The sequence below is a fragment of the Micromonospora sp. NPDC049891 genome, assembly GCF_040660295.1.
Lineage (GTDB): Bacteria > Actinomycetota > Actinomycetes > Mycobacteriales > Micromonosporaceae > Micromonospora.
The window spans coordinates 1-17,099 of sequence record NZ_JBFAML010000003.1; the positions used below are offsets into that span (position 1 = coordinate 1).

A 17,099-nucleotide genomic window follows, 5' to 3' on the forward strand; every position below is an offset into this window, starting at 1 on the left:
CCGTCAGGTGCGGCAGCAACGCCGGAATGATCTCCACCTCGGCACCCAACCCGAACTACCGGCGAGCGCGACTCACAAAATGTGTGCCAGAGCCAGTTTTCAGGCGGAGCCGACACGCTGTGCTTGACATCAATGTCGAGCGCATGGGCGAGGCGCTCTCGTTGAGGGCAAACAATGGCCCGGTGGGTGTCAACATTGACGCCCGATGCCTTGTTCTGTCACACCTGTCGGCCTATTGCCGTGCCTCGGCTAAGTGTCTGTCTGGGTGACGACGGGTACGAGCGGCGGCGGACGTCCACGGACGATCCTGGACGGTTGCCGCAGGTACATGCCCATGACAGCACAGGTCAGCGAGCCGTGTTGGTTGCCTGGGGGTCAAGTGACCCGGTGATAGGAGAGCCAAATCCAGCGAGACTGTTGAGAACGGCGGCCGTCCTCCCAACGGATGAGTGCTGCTCTCGGGTCGCGCGTGCTGAGACTCCGGTTAAGCGTCAAGTAGAGAGACTCCTCCGGGTGCAGCCAGCCGAGCGGCATCTTGGGCCACAGGACCGAGACGGAGGCGTCTCCGAGTTCCAGCGATGTTCCGTCGTCATCGAAAAGTTGCACCTCGACCTTCTTCATGTCCGCCGGGCCGTGGTTCGTGACGACGACTCGTACCTCCTCATGCCAGCCAGACTTGTTGTGGTAGTCAAATAGATCAAGGCGAGCGGATGGGCTGGCCTTCCTCTCGCGCCACCACACGCGGACGACGCTGTACCACAGATTCGCAACGCTGATTACGAGCGCGACCCATGCGGCCAGGGCGCTCCATACGGGGGCCTTCACCACCACAGGGTACGTGCGTGGTCTATAGCTACCCCGCCAGCGCACTGGGGGCACACCTGGGGCACAAGACAGCGTGAAACCTCGTCACCAGCGCGTAGCCATGACAACCCGGAGACACCTCCTGAACAGGTGTCGGCTGCTGGTTGTGCTGGTGAGGAGATCAGAGCTATTAGTTCCGCTCCAACGTCTGACACCCGAGCTGGGTGACCAACTGGGTGACGATGGACGCGAGCAACGCCGGACATCCATGGACTGCGGTGGAACCGTTCGGACAGCTCAGCCCTGCTGCTGGCGCAGCTCATCGACGGCTAGTGGTTCCTTCGGGACGAAGGGGTCAAGCTCCGCCGGCCAGACAGCGGCCGACGGAGCTTGACATCCATAGGAGCATCGGGATAGAGAATTGTGAACAGCAGAGCTTGATTCCCTATCGCATTGCTTCCACTCGACGTTTCCAGTCGCCTAGAACCTCGCTGCTTTCCGTTGCCGACGCGATCAGCAGAACCAAGTCAAGCACATACGAGCGTGGGTCGTCCACCCGCTTCGGCTGGCTGCAGTCAACGGGCCACATATGGGTGTTACCCCTACCTCCAACTAATGCCGGCCATCGTGCAAATACGTCTTCGGCGTAGGTCAAGGCGGCAGCAAATTTACTCAGCTTATACAGCGCCAAGAGTCTGTTGCCAACCAAAACCAAGCTTTCCGACATGCCGAGTTCCATGGCTTGGTCAAGCAATTTTAGGGATTTGGCTGGGTCGTCCGGCAAAAGGCAGAATGCCCAGTTGTTGTAGGCGTCCGCGCTTCGCGGGCGTAATGTTGCAACAGCTTGAAAGAGGCTAGCTGCTGCGCCTCGCCGTCCTTCGGTGAGCAAACGTAGGGCCATGCTAACGTACTGGGAGGCACTAGGCGAGGCAGGTCCCCGGCGTTGAGGTTTTGGCTCGGAGGCTTGATGTGCCAGAAGCGTTGCCAATTCGTTCCGGTCTACTGACCGACTAGCCATGTCATGAGCGCGGCAAAGAGGGACTACCTTTCCATGAAGGTATCCCCACTCCATCCGTTGGGACGAGGGCGCCCAGTCATTAAGGTAAGTGGTGGTGAATCTATCTACCAGCCACGAATATTGCTCCTTTGGGGGCGGCAATGTGAAGGCCGCAAGAGCTTCTTTGCTGGTGGGCGGACGCCACTCGAAAACATCCTCTAGGTCAGCCGAGACGACCCATGCAATAACTGCGGCAACCTTATCGACGTTATAGCCAGCAACTAAGCGATCGGCAGCACTGCCGCCCTCCGGCGCATGATCTACAAGTAGCGATGCCCATTCTCGCGACCGCTGGATACTCTCGGTCGTTCCGCTTTGGGGGATGTCATCGACGGCAGAGATTACAGCCGAGCTATAGATCCCGACTGCAATTGAACTACCAAACCCGAACCGCACAAGTTCGTCGCTACTAAGCCCACGCCGCTGAATCTCATCGAGCACGTCGTCGATCAACTGTCGGCGATCAGTGTCCCAATCCTCGATCCATAGTAGTAGCCGCCGCAATCTTTCAAGCAGCGACGATAGGCGCCACCGGGAGTAGTCGTTGGACTCGGAATCAATAAGGTAGACTTCCGCGCAATCAAAAGCACGTCCGGGCTTGGCCGGCTCCCGACGGGGCCGAGGAGGTCGTGGACGCAGTCCCAGACCCTTGCCAATCGCAATTTCGTCTACCGGCGGCGGCGCATTGTAGCGAGCTAGTAGGGTCACACATTCCTCAAGGCAGCCGCGGCCGCCGTTCCCGAGGTCGATGGCAAAGGGGCAGCCAGGAGTTAATGCGGGCGGCTCACAAGCTTCGCTGTAGTTGCGGAGCGCACGAAGGAAAATCTCCTTTTCGGCGCCCTGCGACGGGAGCGAGTCACTCACTTGTAGGCATCCCTCCGCTGGGCCACAGTCAGGACAAATGCTCCTTCGTCGGTCATTCGGAAGAGGATGCGATGCGACCGCCCGAGTCTGGCCGATCGCACGCCTGCGAGTGGTCCAAGTAGCTTCTTGCCAAGGCCGGGTTCACGATCAAGCCTTGCGATTATCGTCTCTGCTCGATTCCGCAAAGCCGCAGGCAGATCGTCAAGATCCTTTTGCGCCCGCCTGCTCAACTCGGGCATAGATCACTCTCCGGCGTCTCGGGCAGATCGAGCATCCAGCTCCTCCTGGCCTTCCTGGATGGCAGCCATAGCATCAGGATCGCTAAGAACGTTGATGGTTTCGATCATTGACTCGTACTCGTCATGCGCGAGCACGACGGCGACGGGCCGACCGTGGCGAGTGATCACGAACTCCGTACCAGTAGAGGCCACCTCGTCGAGCACGTCACTCAGCCTGTCTCGGAGCTCGGTCAAGGGCACTGTAGTCATGTCGCTCTCCTTGCTGGGCGTCCCTAAACTGTACGTTATTCTGCCAACTTTGGCAGCAGCGATTCGGTGACGGGTCCCTCTGATGGGCCTCTCAGGAGGCCCTAAACAGGATGAACCCCCATGTTTCCGGCGGCTTGAAGTAGCAATCCCGCCTTGCATCACATGACGGGGGCGCACGTAGCATGGACAGAGACACTTGCCGGCCTGTCGGCACGGGCACGGCGTGTGGTGCCAGCAGACAAGATCCCGAACATGCGCGGAATCCAGCACATGCCCGAGATGCCCGCCGGGCGTGTGTCCTGGTGGGACGACGGATGTCCCGGCGCTAGATCCTTCCTAAACCGTGTGTGGCAGCAGCATCGACAGCAGTGCTGACAGCAACCGGCCGGAACGAGGGCAGCCGCCGGCAGTCGATCACGGACAGCCGCCCGAGGTCGCAGACGTGGATGGACCCTGCCGGACGGATCGGGCAGAACTTACAAGCGAGGGGTCAGCCGGGCCGTCGTTGGGCCGCGTGAGCCCTGACTCTGGCCCGTCGAAGGATCGCCCGCAGCATGCTGGCCGTCAGGCGCCCAATAGGACGGAAGCATGGGTGGGGGAGGCATTGGTGACTCGGACCCGGAGAAAGAGACGAACGTGCTGAGGGGCGGGTGCGCCGAGCCAGCGCTCAGTCTCCAAGCGAAGGCGGGTGATGTGTCGGTCATCCTGGAGCAGGCAGTGCAGCGGCTTTTCACCGTCCTCCGGGGTCCAGTCTGATGGAACCTGCTGCGTTTGCTGCGGCCACGTCAGTGCGTCGAACAGGGTCTTGAGCTGGTTATCGATGTCTGCCCTGCTGAGGACGCTTCCCGGCGCGGCTTCCCGCAGCAACAGGATGTCGAGGTCTGCTCGCAGCTTGTACGCGTCGTGCACGACCGCAGTAAAGCCATGTCCGGCGATGGTCTCGTAGTTGGTGCCGTCAGGCTCAGCGGCTCTCGCCAGTTGCTTAAGTGGCTCGTGCGTCCACAACTCCGCCAGCTGTCCATGGAAGCGTCGGCGGACGTCCATCTTGTGCTTCGCGCTGCCGTCGGGGGTGAGCAGGCCGTCGTAGGTCAGGGTGAAGCGCATGGGATATGTCTATCCCACAATGGGAGTTAGTGGCACGGGGCACCAACGAGGTCTCGGCCGGTCGACTGCCACTCAGTGACCGTTGGACCGCAGGTGGCTGAGCCTTCATCCTTTCCTGGCGGCAAGCGGTCGTCCCGGCATGCCGCCAGGGGAGTCCGAAGATCAGGCCGTATCCAGGCCGTCAGAGGCGGACCATGAGGAACGAACGTCGACCACCGATGACCAGTGAAGGGGCAGCTCAGACGGCATCTTGTCCGTGTTGATCGACTATGCCGTCACCGTTGATCAATACAACGCCAAGTGGCGTCCGGCAGGCTGCATGTCGGGTGCCGGACAAAAGACAGTTACCGAGGGCATGCGATCAACTACCTTCGATCACCATGAAGGGTCTGGGGCAGTATTGGGGCTATCTAGCGTTCGTCATCCTCGTCACGGCTTGGTGGACTCGCTCCGTGGGGCCTGTAGCGCTGCTCGTACTGTCGATACTGGTGACTGGCTTCTTCCTGTTCCAAGCTCCCGTGTGGTGCTGTGCCGTCAACCGGGACGGAACCCTATGCCGGAACAACTCAGCCGGCCTCCTGCTTGGGTGCAGCAAGCGGCAGCACAAGTGGCAGAAGCTCAAGATGACCATCGTTCCGCACGCCTGGCGTCAAATGAACCGTGGACTCTGGGCGTCACCCAGGGAGGGACTGACGACCCTAGGCGCGATCGTGGGCATACTCTCGACGATCGCGGCAACGACGATCAGCATTGCCGGGCAGTTCGCTGGCACAGCCTGACAGACCGCTTGGCGTGCAGGAGCCTGGGTAAGCCCCTACCTCCCAACGCGGATGCGGTCGGCGGCGTACAGCTCGCGTGAGCCGTCGGCACGGAAGATCACGATCACCGGTATGCCCTCGCCCAGCTCCAGTTCGCGCCGTTCGGCGGGCGTGGGCATGCGAGCGGTGGCGGTGTCGCCCTTGAGTAGGGTCACGGTTTCCGTCGGCTCGACGGCGCGAACGAACGTGCCGCGCGGCGGTTCCACGATTACGAGCCCTTCCGACCTGAGTAGCGCTATCGCCTGTCGGACGCTCGTACGGCTCAGCCCGTGTTCCTGAACCAGCCGCAGTTCACTGGGTAGCGGAGCCCCAGGCGCGAGGTCGCCAGACATGATCCGTTCTCGCAGGAGGTCTGCGAGCTGCCGGAACACGGCACGATCCGCGTTGGGGTCGATCACGAATGTGACGCTACGTGTCCAACAGTTCTACATCTTATTGTATCTACGTTCCTACGTCGTTACGGTGATGCTAGCTGGGACAACGGTCAACCGGCATGTTCCGGTCCACCTGTCTCTGACGTTGATCTGCACGCAAGGGGGTCCGGTGCCTCGCGTTTCCTACGAGGAGTACTTGGTAGCTGCCGCTCTGACCCTGGCGAGGCGACACCGGCCGGTCTGGTCATGGCGGCGATGGCGGAGGGTCTGCCGCTGCGGCAGCGAGTTGCCCTGCCGCGCCAGGCATCGGATTCCGATCAGCCGATGCCACTGGCCGTCAGCAGACGGCCAGCGATCTGCACAGTCGTCGGAGCAACCGGCAGGGCGGGAGACGCCGCGATGACGACTCACCTCCCGATCACGCCGGGTTGGACGTGCGGCGGCTGCGGTGCCGACTGGCCCTGCCAGACTCGGCGGCGGGAGCTGCGAGCGGAGTACGACAGCGCGCCCGTGTCGCTAGCCCTCTACCTGGCCGCCCAGCTCGTCGACGCGGCTCAGGACCTGGCCCACGTCCCCGCCGGCCACCTGCACCACCGCTTTCTCGGGTGGATCCGATGAGCATCCTTCGGCCAGGCGACGAGAAGTTCCACTACAGCGATGGCTCCCATAAGTGGATCCCGCCGGACCCGGACTATGACCAGGAGGTCTGGGACGAGCAGGTCCGCCAGCACAAGGAGGGCCACCTCAGGAACGAGCTGCCAAAGGTCCGTATCCGGCGGCTAGTCTGACGCCAGCAGTACAGCAGCGAAGTACAGCAACCGTGCCAGCCGAACCCGACCGGGACGAACGCCAGCAGGCCGGATGACCTCGCACGGGACCTGATCCGGCCGGCTCGCCGGCAATCCATAGGTTCAGGGTTCGAGTCCCTGGCGGCCCACCGATCGATATTGTCCGGCGCTCGACCTACGCTTCTCGGTTCGCATGCTGCCTCAAGGTATAGGCCGAGCTATAGTTGGCCCATGCCTCACGGCCCCGCCCGTCGCTGGGCGATCAGAACGACAAGCGATGTCCGCGACTGGTTGCGCTCGCTCCGTCAGACCGATCCGGCGACGTACCGGTCAGTCAACGTAGCGCTCGACATGCTCGCGGAGACCGGTCCGGGCCTGGGACGTCCGTTGGTCGACACGCTCAGAGGGTCGAGCATCGGCAATCTCAAGGAGTTGCGACCGAGGTCTGGGCGGGACGTCGCGATCCGGGTTCTGTTCGTCTTTGATCCCTGGTCGCAGGCGGTGCTGTTGGTGGCCGGCAACAAGGCCGGAGACTGGTCTCGATGGTATGAGGAAGCGATCCCGGTCGCCGAGGTCGCCTACGAGGGCTGGCTCGCCTTTGAGAGGAAGCGGAGGGAGGGCTGATGAGCGACTTCCATGATTGGGACGACATCCGGGCCGAGTTGCACGACGGGGACGACGACGCGCTCGATGTGGAGCGCGCCCGCACGGAGGCATGGATCAGCGCGTTCCATCTGGCCGAGGAGCGTAAGCGTCTCGGGCTCACCCAGCGGCAGGTTGCCGAGCTGATGGGGGTCACCCCCGGCCGGGTCAGTCAGATCGAGAACGGCGATCTGGAGGCCAACGAGGTCGCGACCCTGAGTCGGTACGCGCGAGCACTGGGCGCCCGGATGCGGATCATTTTCGACTATGGCAGCGATCTCCGTCAGATCGCCTGATCCTGCGCCGGGCCTATGAACCGCGCTCCTGACCTGCGCACCCGCAGCGGGAGCGGGTCATCAGCGATAGTCGCTGGTTGGTTCGCATGGTGGTACCTCCGGCCCACTCGGTTGCAGCTCAGCGGACCTTTGTAGGCCGTTGTTGTCGCGATCAGTGCCGGTACAGCAGCCCCGGCTGGGCAGCTCAAGCGGAGGTCACGGCTAAGAGACTCCGAGAACCGGGGGTTCTAGGCTGAAGCCATGGCGGACCGGCCGGACTGGAGCGAGGACGAGTATGTCCAGTGCCTGCAAGACGAGCGCCGCCGTTTTGCGTGGGTGATGCAACGTTACGGGGGTCTCAGCGCAACCCAGGCTAGGGTGGCGGCTACGCAGCGGTACCCGTTCGAGGCCGACGATGCACCGTATCGAGGACTCGTCTTCCATGACGAAGCATGGCGCTGGGCGATGCTGAAGATCTACGGAGAAGGGTATTGGATCCAGCACCCGGAGCTCGTTGAACCTTCGGCTGAGTACAGAGCGCTTGACTGAACCTTCATCGCAGCCCGGGCGGCCGGGCGACCTCGCACCGCACCCGATCCGGCCGGCTCGCCAGCAATAGCGGCCGACGACGGCTCAGGGCAGCAATCAGACCTTTAGGACGTCCACGTCGTACCGCGCGATCGATGCGTCGCGGGTGGCCAGGGTCAACCTCTCGGTGATCGCCTGTGCCACGAAAATGCGGTCGAACGGATCCGATTTCGTCACCGGCACACCGGATGAGCTGGGCAGAGTCGGCTGTCCCACTCGGCGGTGACCCGTATCGCGACGGGTGGTCAGTGCTCACCGTTGGCGGCCGGGACGGCGTGCTCGGCTGCCCGGCTGACCTGTTCCCAGCCTGCCCAGGTGTCCATCCGCCGGCGCGAGATGTCGAACGCGAGGTCGTAGACCATGCTGCCGAGCAGGAGCCGCAGCGGCGGGTCGTCGCTGTCGACAAGTTTGAGCAGCGCCTCGGCGGCGAGCCGGGGCTCGCTGTCGATCGAGCCTTCCGCCCACTGTCGCTCGATCTCGGCACGCAGCGGCGCGTAGTCATCGAGCGGGCTGGTGGAGGTCATGGTTGTGTACAGGTCGGTCCAGTAGCCGCCGGGCTGCACGATGCTGACCTTGACGTCGAAGGCCGCCGCCTCCATCGCCAGCGACTCGCTCATGCCTTCGAGCGCGAACTTGCTCGCGCTGTACATGCCGGTGGTCGGGAAGCCGCCGAGTGCGGCGATGCTGGAGATCTGCACGATGTGGCCGGCGCGTCGGGCGCGTAGGTGCGGTAGCACGGCCTGGCTGACCCAGAGCGCCCCGAAGAGGTTCACCTCGAACTGGCCGCGCGCCTCGGCTTCGGTGAACTCTTCGATCATTCCCATGGACATGGTGCCGGCGTTGTTGACGACGATGTCGAGGCGCCCGAAGTGCTCAACCGCGGTGGCCACGGCCGCGAAGACCGCCGCCCGGTCGGTCACGTCGAGCCGCAGGGCGAGCAGCCGATCGCCGTACCGCTCAGCGAAGTCTTCGCGGGTGATGGTCCGCGCGGCGGCGACCACCCGGTCGCCGCGTTCGAGCGCCGCGACGGCGAACGCACGACCCAGGCCGCGGCTGGCGCCGGTGATGAACCAGGTACGCGGTGTGGTGCTGGCGGAGCTGGGCATGTACGGGGTCCCCTCAAAGATTCGAGACGGAACGGTCCGTCTCGCTTTCGTTCCAGAGGCTAGGCCCCCTCCCACCCATCCGTCAAGACGAGACGGTCCGTCTCACCTTGCTAGGCTGAGCGCATGACGGCACAGCGCGGCGGGACGCCCAACACGGCCCGCAGAAACGAGGCCTCGCGACGGGCCATCCTGACCGCAGCGTTCGACCTGCTCCAGGAGGTCGGGTACGCCAAGCTCAGCATCGAGGGCATCGCCGCCCGTGCCGGCGTCGGCAAGCAGACCATCTACCGCTGGTGGCCGTCCAAGGGGACCGTCATCTTCGATGCCTTCCTCATGCTCAGTGAAGGCGCAGCGGGTGAGCCGCCAGCGCTGCCCGACACCGGTGACCTGTCAGCCGACCTGACAGCGGTGCTGCGCGCCACGGTCGACGAGTTGAACGATCCCCGGTACGACCAGCCGATGCGCGCACTGGCCACCGAGATCGCGCACGACCCCGAGCTGGCAGCCGCCTACGCCGAACGCCTGGACGGGCCGTTGAAGGAGGCCAAGCGACAGCGGCTACGCAGCGCACAACGGGCCGGGCAGCTCGCCGAGGACCTCGACCTCGACGTGGCCGTGGAGATGATCTGGGGACCGGTGCTCAACCGTTGGCTGCATCGCACGGGACCGCTCACCGCCGAGTACACCGACCGCGTCGTGAGCACTGCCCTGGACGGCCTACGCCCACGCCCGTCCGGCCACTGAGCCGGGGTGCTGAGCCACGCTCAGGCGGCCAGCGTGGCGTAGCGGCCGTTGCGGCCCAGCAGGCTGTGGTGGTCGCCGGCCTCGACGACCCGGCCGTGGTCGAGCACCGCGATCTGGTCGGCGTCGCGGACCGTGGAGAGTCGGTGGGCGATGGTGATCGTCGTGCGGCCCTCGGCGAGCGCGTCGAACGCCCGCTGGACAGCTCGTTCGGTCTCGGTGTCCAGCGCGCTGGTGGCCTCGTCGAGGACCAGGATGCGCGGGTCGCGCAGCAGCGTACGGGCGATGGCCAGCCGCTGCTTCTCGCCGCCGGAGAACCGGTGGCCGCGCGAGCCGACCATGGTGTCGTACCCGTCGGGCAGCCCGGCGATCAGGTCGTGGATCTGCGCGGCGCGGGCGGCGTCCTCGATTTCCGCGTCGGTGGTGTCCGGGCGGGCGTAGCGGAGGTTCTCCCGGACGGTGGTGTGCAGCAGGTACGTCTCCTGGCTGACCACCCCGACGATCGCGGCCAGGTCGGCCAGGCGCAGGTCACGCAGATCGACTCCGTCGATGGTGACGCGGCCCGCACTCGGGTCGTACAGCCGGCTGATCAGCCCGGCGAGCGTGCTCTTGCCGGAGCCGGTCTCGCCGACCAGGGCGAGGCTGGTGCCGGCGGGCACGTCGAGAGTGATCCCGGCGAGCGCGGCGGTGTCGTTGCCGGGGTAGGTGAAGGTGACGTCTTCCAGGCGCAGGTGTCCGCGCACCCGGGCGGGATCGAGCCGGACGGGCTCGGTGGGGTCGGCCACGTCGACCGGCAGGTCGAGGTATTCGAAGATCCGGGCGAACAGCGCCAGCGAGGCGGCGAGTGAGACACCCACGTTGAGCAACCCCATCAGCGGCCGGAACAGGCCGCTCTGCAGGGCGGTGAACGCGACGAGGGTGCCGATGCTCAGGGTGCCGGCGGTGCCGGGCAGGCCGGCGGCGAGGTAGATGATCGCCGGTACGGCGGCGAAGATGATGCTCATCGAGGCCATCCGCCAGCGACCGGCAAGCTCGCTGCGCAGCTCCAGGTCGACCAGCCGGGTCGACGAGGCGGTGAACCTGTCGACAAGTGCGGAACCGGTGCCGAGGGTCTTGGCGAGTTGCACCCCGCTGATCGACAGCCCTTCCTCGATCGTGACGTTGAGGTCGGCGAGTTCACGCTGGCGTTGGGCGGTGATCTCGCGCCGCATCCGGGCGACGCGGCGGGTCAGCCAGATCGCCGGCGGCAGCACGACCAGGGAGACCAGGGAGAGTTGCCAGGACAGCGCCAGCATGGCCACCGCGGTCGCGACCACTGTGGTCAGGTTGGACGCGACGGCGGTGGCGGTGGAGGTGACCACCGTCTGCATGCCACCGATGTCGTTCGTGATGCGGGACTGCACCTCACCGGTGCGGGTACGGGTGAAGAAGCCGAGCGACTGCCGCTGGAGGTGGCCGAAGACGTCGGTGCGCAGCCGGTGCATGACCCGCTGACCGACCTGGGTGGAGATCCAGGTCTGCACGACGCCGAGGGCTGCGGTCACGGCGGCCACGGCGACCATGCCGACGACCAGCCAGACCAGCAGGGTCACGTCGCCCTCCGGCAGGGCACTGTCGATCACCGCTCGCAGCAGGAACGGGTTGGCCATCGCGATGATCGAGGAGACCACGATGATGGCGGTGACGGCGGCCAGCGCGGGCCGGTGGGGGGTGAAGAGGCGCCCGATGCGGCGCAGCGACACCTGGCGGGCCTGCGCCTTCTCTTCGGCGGTCAGGGTGCGGTGGCCGCGGTCGCGGCCCATGGGGGTGGGTTCCAAGAGGCACTGCCTTTCGGTCGGGATCCGGGGGTCAGACTTGCTGAGGTTACCTCATCATGAGGTAGCAACCGCATCAGCTGTTACCGTATTCCGGTGACCGCACCCACCGCCGACAGCGCGGACGACGAGAGCCTGGCGGAGACGTTCTGGGCGGTGGCGTCCCGACTGCGCCGGCAGACCCGGGAGTCCCTCGCACCGTGGGACGTCACCCCGAGTCAGTCCCGGGCGCTCGGAGTGTTGGCGAGGCACGGCGAGGTACGCCCCGGCACGCTCGCCGAACACCTGCGCATCGCACCACGTTCGGCCACCGAGGTCGTCGACGACCTTCAGGCCCGTGGGCTGGTGGACCGCCGACCCGACCCGGCCGACCGGCGGGCCACCCTGGTCGCGCTCACCGAGGAAGGCCGCCGGGTCACCGCCGCCATCCGGACGGCCCGCCGGGCCGAGGCGGACCGGTTCTTCGGCCACCTCGACGCCGCCGACCGGGCCGAACTGTCCCGCATCCTGCGCACCCTCCGATCCTGAGCGCAGGTACGGCCGGGCCGGTCGCCCGCTCGAGGGCGGGTGCCGCGCCAGCGGCGGAATACGACGGTGTCACGGCCTTCGTTGGCCCGGTTGCACGAAACAGGTGCGGCCCCACCACGCGCGACCTGGTCGGCACCGAACGACGTCCGGGTGGCAGCGCTTCCATGCCTCACTGACCTGGGCGGTCCCGTCGGCGCAGGTTGCTTCCACTGGGTGGGCCCGGCACGCTTGCCGCCATGTCGATCGGGTCGCTTGAATGGCAGGACGTCGATGGCAATCGCGTCGAGTCACCAGGCGTCGGGCTGCTGAGCGCTTCCGGCCGTACGGACTGGTTCGTCGACCCGGCCGGCGGCGAGCCGACCGGATCGGCGCCGCTCGCCCTGGTGCGGATCGACGGCGACTTTCAGCTCAGCGCCCTGGTCGAGGCACCGCTGGCGGAAACCTACGACGCGGTCACGCTGTTCATCCACGGTGGACTGACGACCTGGGCGAAGCTGGCCCTGGAGCGATCACCGGCCGGTACCGACATGATCGTCACCGTGGTGACCCGCGAGGTCTCCGACGACGCCAACGGGGTTGCCGTGTCGACGCCCGGACGATCCTGGCTGCGGATCTCCCGCATGGGTGCGGTGTACGCGTTCCACCACTCCGACGACGGTGTGCACTGGGCGCTGGCCCGGCTCTTCACGCTCGGGCCGGTGGCCGGGCACCGGGTCGGATTCAGCGTGCAGTCTCCGATGGGTGACGGGCTCAGCGCCCGCGTGACGGACATCAGGCTCACGCCCACCACGCTTGCGGACGTCCGCAACGGCTCCTGATGCGGCCGGGAACGCTAGGCCACGTCGTTCATCGCGGGCAGTGGTTCCAGCCAGGCCAGGTGGCCGTCGGCGACGGCGACGGTACGGCTTCCGGCCTCATCGGTGGCGGTGAGGCCGCAGCCGGGTCGGCCCGACGGTGCGACGAGCTGGTCATCCTCCAATGCGAGGTGCAGCATCGGGCCGTCGACTCCGAAGGCGGCAACTGCGGCGTCGAACGCCGGACGGTCCTCGGCGGGTACGTGGATCCGCGTCGCGGTGTGCACGACCAGTCGCGGCAGCCCCGGCGGAAGCGTCGCCGCGACGGTGGGACCGACCTCGATGGCGTTGCCGGCCACCACACGCGGCGGATCGGCCGCCGCCTCGGCCATCGCCGCCTGCAACTGCGCCGCCTGATGCGAGTTCTCCGGCCACACGAGCGCACGCAGCCACGCCCGGTCGTCCACGTCGGTGAGGTCCGGCGGGGCCAGGTCGATGCCGACCGCGTCGGCGATCTCCGGTAGCTGGTCCAGGTCGGGCAACGGGCCGGGGTTCGGCACGTCCACCTCGATGTGGACCGACGAACCGCGGTCGCCGACGGGCGTGCCGCCAACGGTGTAGGCGTACCGGTCGGCGCGGAGATTCAGCCCCGCGCTACAGCCCACCTCGACGACGCACACAGGTCCCGGGGTGGTGCGGCGCAGCAGCGCCAGGCCCAGCCGTAGCACCAGGGCGCGCTGCACCTGGTTGGTCTGCACCAGACGCGTGCCGAGGAGGGACGAGATCGGGCCGGAGTACGCCGCGCAGAAGCGTGCGAAGGCCGGGCCGGTGTCCCCGTCGACCGGACGAGCGGCGGCACCCACCACGGACGGGTAGTACTCGGCCAGCGGATCGGGTACGCCGGACAGCAGCAGGTGATGGACCGCCCCGAAGAGTGCGAACGTGGGTTGTTGACCGTGCCGGGTGAGCGCGGCCAGGGCGAGCAGAGCCTCGTCCTCCGCGACGACGGTGAGCAGCCGGCTGTACAGCGGGGAACTGCCGAATCCGCGCGCGGTGCGGAACGCCTCCGCAACGTCCTCGATGTCACGCATCATCCGACAGTAGAAGCGTCGTTCCGGCCGGACGAGTCCTGGCGTCGGAGACGGTGCACACACGCACGGGTCGCGCTTGAGAAGCGCCCCGCTGGCGGGCGCCGGCCGAGTGGCACCCGCCAGCGGGGACGGACCCGTCACCCGATGGTGGCGAGCCAGTCCTGCACCACCGGGATGTCGACCCGCTGGTAGCCACCGAGGTAGCGGCAGTTGCTGGTGTAGCCGTAGCTGGTCACCGCCACCAGGTGACCGTTGAGGAAGGTCGGGCCGCCCGAGTCACCGAAGCAGGTGCCGCCACCGCCCCGGACGTCGTTCGGGTTGCCGTTCAGTTGCAGTACCTGCGGGGTGAGCTTCTGCCCGGGGGAGGTCGTGTAGCGACGCAGCAGGGGGTAGCTCATCGGCTGCGGCTTCTGCGCGCCCGACTCCGGCTTGCGGACCTCGGTGCCGTACCCGACGAGGTCGAAGATGGTCTTGTTGAGCCTGGGCTGCGCGAACTGGTCGAGGTAGCCGGCGGGCGCCACCGTCGCCGGGACGATCCCGGTCACCGGCTCGTCCAGCACCACCACGCCGACGTCGTTCCAGTTGTCCAGGTCGGTGAAGTCCGAGTACTGCGGGTGGGTGAGCGCCGTGCCCGACAGGTGACCGGCGGCGGCCAGTTCCTCGGCCGTGTAGCCGACGCTCGGGTCGGCGGCCACCGGGAGCGGGTTCGGCGGTGCTTCGGCGATGACCGAGTCGAAGGTGACCAGGGTCTTGCCGAGCGTGCCGAGGGTGCAGTGTGCGGCCGTGAGGACGATGGTCGGCGAGATGAGCGTCGCCGAGCAGCGGTAGCGGCCGGTTTCGTCGTAGAAGAGGATCAGACCGACGTTGGGGTGGCGGTCACCGTCGGGTTCGCCGCCGGTGATGGCGGCCGCGGGTGTGGCCGTGGCGATCAACGCGAACGTCGACACGACGATCGCGGCGAGGGTGCGGCGCAGTAGTCTCATACCGGTCTCAGCGCCTTGAGCTGGCCTTTCGTCACATGCCTGCGACGCTGAGCCGCGACGCGGCGGACGGCGTCAGGCCCGTGCGTTCTCCAGGCCGTCGAAGAGCAGATCGAGGGTGAACTCGAACTCGGTCTGACTGTCACACCAGCCCAGGGTCGGGTCGGCGGCGTCGTGCATCTCGGCGGCGACCATCGCCGCCAGGTGGGGCAACTGCTCGGCCATCGCGGCCAGCTCCGCCTCTGCGGCGTCGGCGTCGATCTCCTCGTCCGGGGCGGGCCGGAACACCTCCTGGGCGAATCCGAGCGCCAGGCTGCCGAACGCGTGCAGCGCCCGGTGGGCGATCCGGTACGAGAAGCCGCCGTCGACAAGGGTGGCGAGGATGCCTTCGTAGTAGCCGTACACCCCGGCGGGAATGGTCGGGCGGGAGCTGAGCAGCGCGGGTGCCCACGGGTGCCGCAGCATGACCGCACGGGCGGCGAGGAAACGCAGCCGTAGCCGGGTACGCCAGTCTCCGCCCGCCGCGTCCGTCTCGGCCTGGCCGCCGGCGGCGGCGATCTCGGCGATGACGGCGTCGACGAGTCCGTCGAGCAGCCCTTCCTTGCCGGGCAGGTGGTGGTAGAGCGACATCGCCTCGACGCCCAGGTCGGCGGCGAGCCGGCGCATCGTGAGCGCCGCCATCCCCTCCGCGTCCACGAGCGCGATCGCGGCGGCCAGTGCCCGGTCCCGGCTCAGCGGCTCTCGACGTTTCCTCGCTGCCATGCGGCCCCCATCCTCGCTTGACCTTACAACGTATGGTTGCCTTACGACGTAAGGCTCATCCGCTCCGGCCCGCCACCGGAGCTGCCGCAACCGAAGGAGCCACTATGCATCCGCTGATCCGCACCGCCCGCGTCACCGGGCTGTTCTACCTCGGCCTCGGCGTCACCGGCGCACTGGGTTTCCTCACCATCCGCCCCATGATCTTCGACGCCGGTGACGCCGACGCGACCCTCGCCAACCTGGTCGCCAACGAGTCGCTGGCGCGTCTCGGGGTGGCCCTCGAACTGCTCATCGTCCTCACCCAGACGCTCGCCGCCGTCTGGTTCTACCGCCTGTTCCGTACCGTCGACAGCACCGCCGCCGGCAGCATCGCCGCCTTCGGCGTCGTCAACGCCGTAGCGATCCTCGGCAGCGCCGCCATGCTCGCGACCGCCCTCGGGGTGGCCACCGGCGCGGCCGGCGGGGCCGCCGACACCGTGCAGCTGCTGTATCTCGTCAGCGAGAACCTGTGGGGGGTGGGCGGGCTCTTCTTCGGCCTCTGGCTGATCCCGATGGGCTGGTGCGTGCTGCGCTCGGGTTGGCTGCCCCGGATGCTCGGCTGGCTCCTCATCGCCGGCGGGATGGGCTACCTGCTCATGACCTTCGTCAGTTACCTCGCCCCCGACGCCGGGATCGCCGCCGACCTGCTGGTGGTCCCCGCCACCGTCGGTGAGTTCTGGATCCTCGGCTACCTGATCGTCTTCGGCGTCCGGAAGCGGGCGCTCACCGGGATCCCGCAGGCGACGCCGACCGCACCGCTCGCTCCGGCGTCACCCGCCTGACCGCTGCCGGCCCCGGTCCGGGTGCCGCATCACCCGGGTACGCCCCGACCGGGGCCGGCTGCCCCGCCGTGTCGTTGATCCGGTTGTGCCCGTCACCCGCCGGTGACCACGGTGGGGGCACCGAGTGTCCGGGAGGGACGCCGATGACAAGCGAACGCGAGACCGTCGAGGTCGAACCCGCCCTGTTCCAAGCCGTCTACGACTCGCCCGCCGCGCTGCCCGGCCGGCACCGCTGGACCACCCCGGAGGCCGACGTACGGCGGATCGAGAAGCTGCTCAACATGCCGCCCCGCACCATCGGTGCGCCGCTGTGGGTCAGCGGCGACCAGCCGGACTGCCCGAAGTGCGGTCGCCGGATCACCTGGTACGACATCGTCGCCTCGGCCCTGAAGGGCGTGCACGACCCGATGATGATCGCGACGGTGATCCTCGGCGACCGCCGCTACGTCAACACCGGCCTGCCCGCCGCCATCCCCGGCGTACGCTGCGCCGACTGCCGGTCGCCGATCGAGGGGCTACGCAGCTTCAAGTGCCACAACTGGGCGTACGCCTTCGAGGAGCTGGAGGCCGTGCGGCAGCGGATGGCCGGCGGCCAGGTCCTCGGTGACCACGGTGACCAGCTGACGCAGCCCGGGCCGCCGGTCCACTGACCTTCACGGA

General features: G+C 67.0%; 22 protein-coding genes and 1 pseudogene. 11 read left to right on the plus strand and 12 right to left on the minus strand.

The window, feature by feature from the left end; genetic code table 11:
• Window positions 1–375 precede the first annotated feature (375 nt).
• The 5 genes from AB0I71_RS05330 to AB0I71_RS05350 all read right to left on the minus strand — a co-directional run bounded on the left by AB0I71_RS05330 (window position 376) and on the right by AB0I71_RS05350 (window position 4,317).
• Complete coding sequence (locus tag AB0I71_RS05330) at window positions 376–825, minus strand: hypothetical protein (RefSeq protein WP_357582022.1); 450 nt, start codon at window positions 823–825, stop codon at window positions 376–378.
• 424 nt (window positions 826–1,249) lie between these two features.
• A complete protein-coding gene (locus AB0I71_RS05335) occupies window positions 1,250–2,725 on the minus strand; it encodes a hypothetical protein (RefSeq protein ID WP_357582023.1) in 1,476 nt (491 codons plus the stop codon).
• The gene (locus AB0I71_RS05340; protein WP_357582024.1) at window positions 2,722–2,964 is read right to left on the minus strand and encodes a type II toxin-antitoxin system RelE/ParE family toxin; all 243 of its coding nucleotides are present in this window, start codon (window positions 2,962–2,964) and stop codon (window positions 2,722–2,724) included. The genes AB0I71_RS05335 and AB0I71_RS05340 overlap by 4 nt, the downstream gene beginning before the upstream one ends.
• 3 nt (window positions 2,965–2,967) lie before the next feature.
• A complete protein-coding gene (locus tag AB0I71_RS05345; RefSeq protein WP_357582025.1) occupies window positions 2,968–3,372 on the minus strand; it encodes a type II toxin-antitoxin system Phd/YefM family antitoxin in 405 nt (134 codons plus the stop codon).
• A 405-nt stretch (window positions 3,373–3,777) separates the two neighbouring features.
• A complete protein-coding gene (locus AB0I71_RS05350; RefSeq protein WP_357582026.1) occupies window positions 3,778–4,317 on the minus strand; it encodes a hypothetical protein in 540 nt (179 codons plus the stop codon).
• A 380-nt stretch (window positions 4,318–4,697) separates the two neighbouring features.
• On the opposite strand from AB0I71_RS05350, the gene AB0I71_RS05355 reads away from it, so the two are divergent.
• Entirely contained in the window at window positions 4,698–5,096 is a 399-nt protein-coding gene (locus AB0I71_RS05355) for a hypothetical protein (RefSeq protein ID WP_357582027.1), read from the plus strand.
• Between the two features lie 35 nt (window positions 5,097–5,131).
• Here AB0I71_RS05355 and AB0I71_RS05360 read toward each other — a convergent pair whose 3' ends face one another.
• Entirely contained in the window at window positions 5,132–5,533 is a 402-nt protein-coding gene (locus tag AB0I71_RS05360) for a winged helix-turn-helix domain-containing protein (RefSeq protein ID WP_357582028.1), read from the minus strand.
• A gap of 375 nt (window positions 5,534–5,908) precedes the next feature.
• Here AB0I71_RS05360 and AB0I71_RS05365 point away from each other — a divergent pair, with 375 nt between their 5' ends.
• The 5 genes from AB0I71_RS05365 to AB0I71_RS05385 all read left to right on the plus strand — a co-directional run bounded on the left by AB0I71_RS05365 (window position 5,909) and on the right by AB0I71_RS05385 (window position 7,763).
• The gene (locus tag AB0I71_RS05365) at window positions 5,909–6,127 is read left to right on the plus strand and encodes a flavin reductase (protein WP_357582029.1); all 219 of its coding nucleotides are present in this window, start codon (window positions 5,909–5,911) and stop codon (window positions 6,125–6,127) included.
• A complete protein-coding gene (locus AB0I71_RS05370) occupies window positions 6,124–6,297 on the plus strand; it encodes a hypothetical protein (protein WP_357582030.1) in 174 nt (57 codons plus the stop codon). Before AB0I71_RS05365 ends, AB0I71_RS05370 begins: the two co-directional genes overlap by 4 nt.
• A gap of 231 nt (window positions 6,298–6,528) precedes the next feature.
• Window positions 6,529–6,921, plus strand: coding sequence for a type II toxin-antitoxin system RelE/ParE family toxin (locus AB0I71_RS05375; protein ID WP_357582031.1), 393 nt, complete (start codon window positions 6,529–6,531; stop codon window positions 6,919–6,921).
• Entirely contained in the window at window positions 6,921–7,235 is a 315-nt protein-coding gene (locus AB0I71_RS05380; protein ID WP_093401373.1) for a helix-turn-helix transcriptional regulator, read from the plus strand. Before AB0I71_RS05375 ends, AB0I71_RS05380 begins: the two co-directional genes overlap by 1 nt.
• Window positions 7,236–7,475: 240 nt before the next feature.
• The gene (locus tag AB0I71_RS05385) at window positions 7,476–7,763 is read left to right on the plus strand and encodes a hypothetical protein (RefSeq protein WP_357582032.1); all 288 of its coding nucleotides are present in this window, start codon (window positions 7,476–7,478) and stop codon (window positions 7,761–7,763) included.
• 96 nt (window positions 7,764–7,859) lie between these two features.
• On the opposite strand, the pseudogene AB0I71_RS05390 reads toward AB0I71_RS05385, so the two are convergent.
• Together AB0I71_RS05390 and AB0I71_RS05395 are read right to left on the minus strand one after the other, a co-directional pair.
• A pseudogene (locus AB0I71_RS05390) lies at window positions 7,860–7,967 on the minus strand (PIN domain nuclease); the annotation flags it as partial.
• An 80-nt stretch (window positions 7,968–8,047) separates the two neighbouring features.
• Window positions 8,048–8,908, minus strand: a complete 861-nt coding sequence (locus tag AB0I71_RS05395; protein ID WP_357582033.1) for an SDR family oxidoreductase — start codon at window positions 8,906–8,908, stop codon at window positions 8,048–8,050.
• A gap of 123 nt (window positions 8,909–9,031) precedes the next feature.
• On the opposite strand from AB0I71_RS05395, the gene AB0I71_RS05400 reads away from it, so the two are divergent.
• A complete protein-coding gene (locus AB0I71_RS05400) occupies window positions 9,032–9,652 on the plus strand; it encodes a TetR/AcrR family transcriptional regulator (RefSeq protein ID WP_357582034.1) in 621 nt (206 codons plus the stop codon).
• Window positions 9,653–9,672: 20 nt separating this feature from the next.
• Here AB0I71_RS05400 and AB0I71_RS05405 read toward each other — a convergent pair whose 3' ends face one another.
• Window positions 9,673–11,451 carry an ABC transporter ATP-binding protein gene (locus AB0I71_RS05405; protein WP_357582342.1) on the minus strand — a complete coding sequence of 593 codons (1,779 nt, stop codon included), beginning with the start codon at window positions 11,449–11,451 and terminating at the stop codon, window positions 9,673–9,675.
• 108 nt (window positions 11,452–11,559) lie between these two features.
• On the opposite strand from AB0I71_RS05405, the gene AB0I71_RS05410 reads away from it, so the two are divergent.
• On the plus strand, window positions 11,560–11,991 hold the full coding sequence (locus AB0I71_RS05410) for a MarR family transcriptional regulator (protein WP_357582035.1): 432 nt from the start codon (window positions 11,560–11,562) through the stop codon (window positions 11,989–11,991).
• A 236-nt stretch (window positions 11,992–12,227) separates the two neighbouring features.
• Entirely contained in the window at window positions 12,228–12,809 is a 582-nt protein-coding gene (locus AB0I71_RS05415) for a DUF1349 domain-containing protein (RefSeq protein ID WP_357582036.1), read from the plus strand.
• Window positions 12,810–12,823: 14 nt separating this feature from the next.
• Here the strand turns inward: AB0I71_RS05415 and AB0I71_RS05420 are convergent, their stop codons facing one another.
• The 3 genes from AB0I71_RS05420 to AB0I71_RS05430 form a co-directional block, all read right to left on the minus strand.
• Window positions 12,824–13,876, minus strand: coding sequence for a DUF2332 domain-containing protein (locus tag AB0I71_RS05420; protein ID WP_357582037.1), 1,053 nt, complete (start codon window positions 13,874–13,876; stop codon window positions 12,824–12,826).
• Between the two features lie 137 nt (window positions 13,877–14,013).
• The gene (locus AB0I71_RS05425) at window positions 14,014–14,859 is read right to left on the minus strand and encodes a S1 family peptidase (RefSeq protein WP_357582038.1); all 846 of its coding nucleotides are present in this window, start codon (window positions 14,857–14,859) and stop codon (window positions 14,014–14,016) included.
• Window positions 14,860–14,931: 72 nt separating this feature from the next.
• Window positions 14,932–15,618 (minus strand): TetR/AcrR family transcriptional regulator C-terminal domain-containing protein, encoded by a 687-nt coding sequence (locus AB0I71_RS05430; protein WP_357582039.1) that lies wholly within the window; start codon window positions 15,616–15,618, stop codon window positions 14,932–14,934.
• Window positions 15,619–15,722: 104 nt separating this feature from the next.
• Here AB0I71_RS05430 and AB0I71_RS05435 point away from each other — a divergent pair, with 104 nt between their 5' ends.
• Window positions 15,723–16,439, plus strand: a complete 717-nt coding sequence (locus tag AB0I71_RS05435) for a DUF4386 domain-containing protein (protein WP_357582040.1) — start codon at window positions 15,723–15,725, stop codon at window positions 16,437–16,439.
• Between the two features lie 143 nt (window positions 16,440–16,582).
• Window positions 16,583–17,089 carry a hypothetical protein gene (locus AB0I71_RS05440; RefSeq protein ID WP_357582041.1) on the plus strand — a complete coding sequence of 169 codons (507 nt, stop codon included), beginning with the start codon at window positions 16,583–16,585 and terminating at the stop codon, window positions 17,087–17,089.
• Window positions 17,090–17,099: the final 10 nt, after the last annotated feature.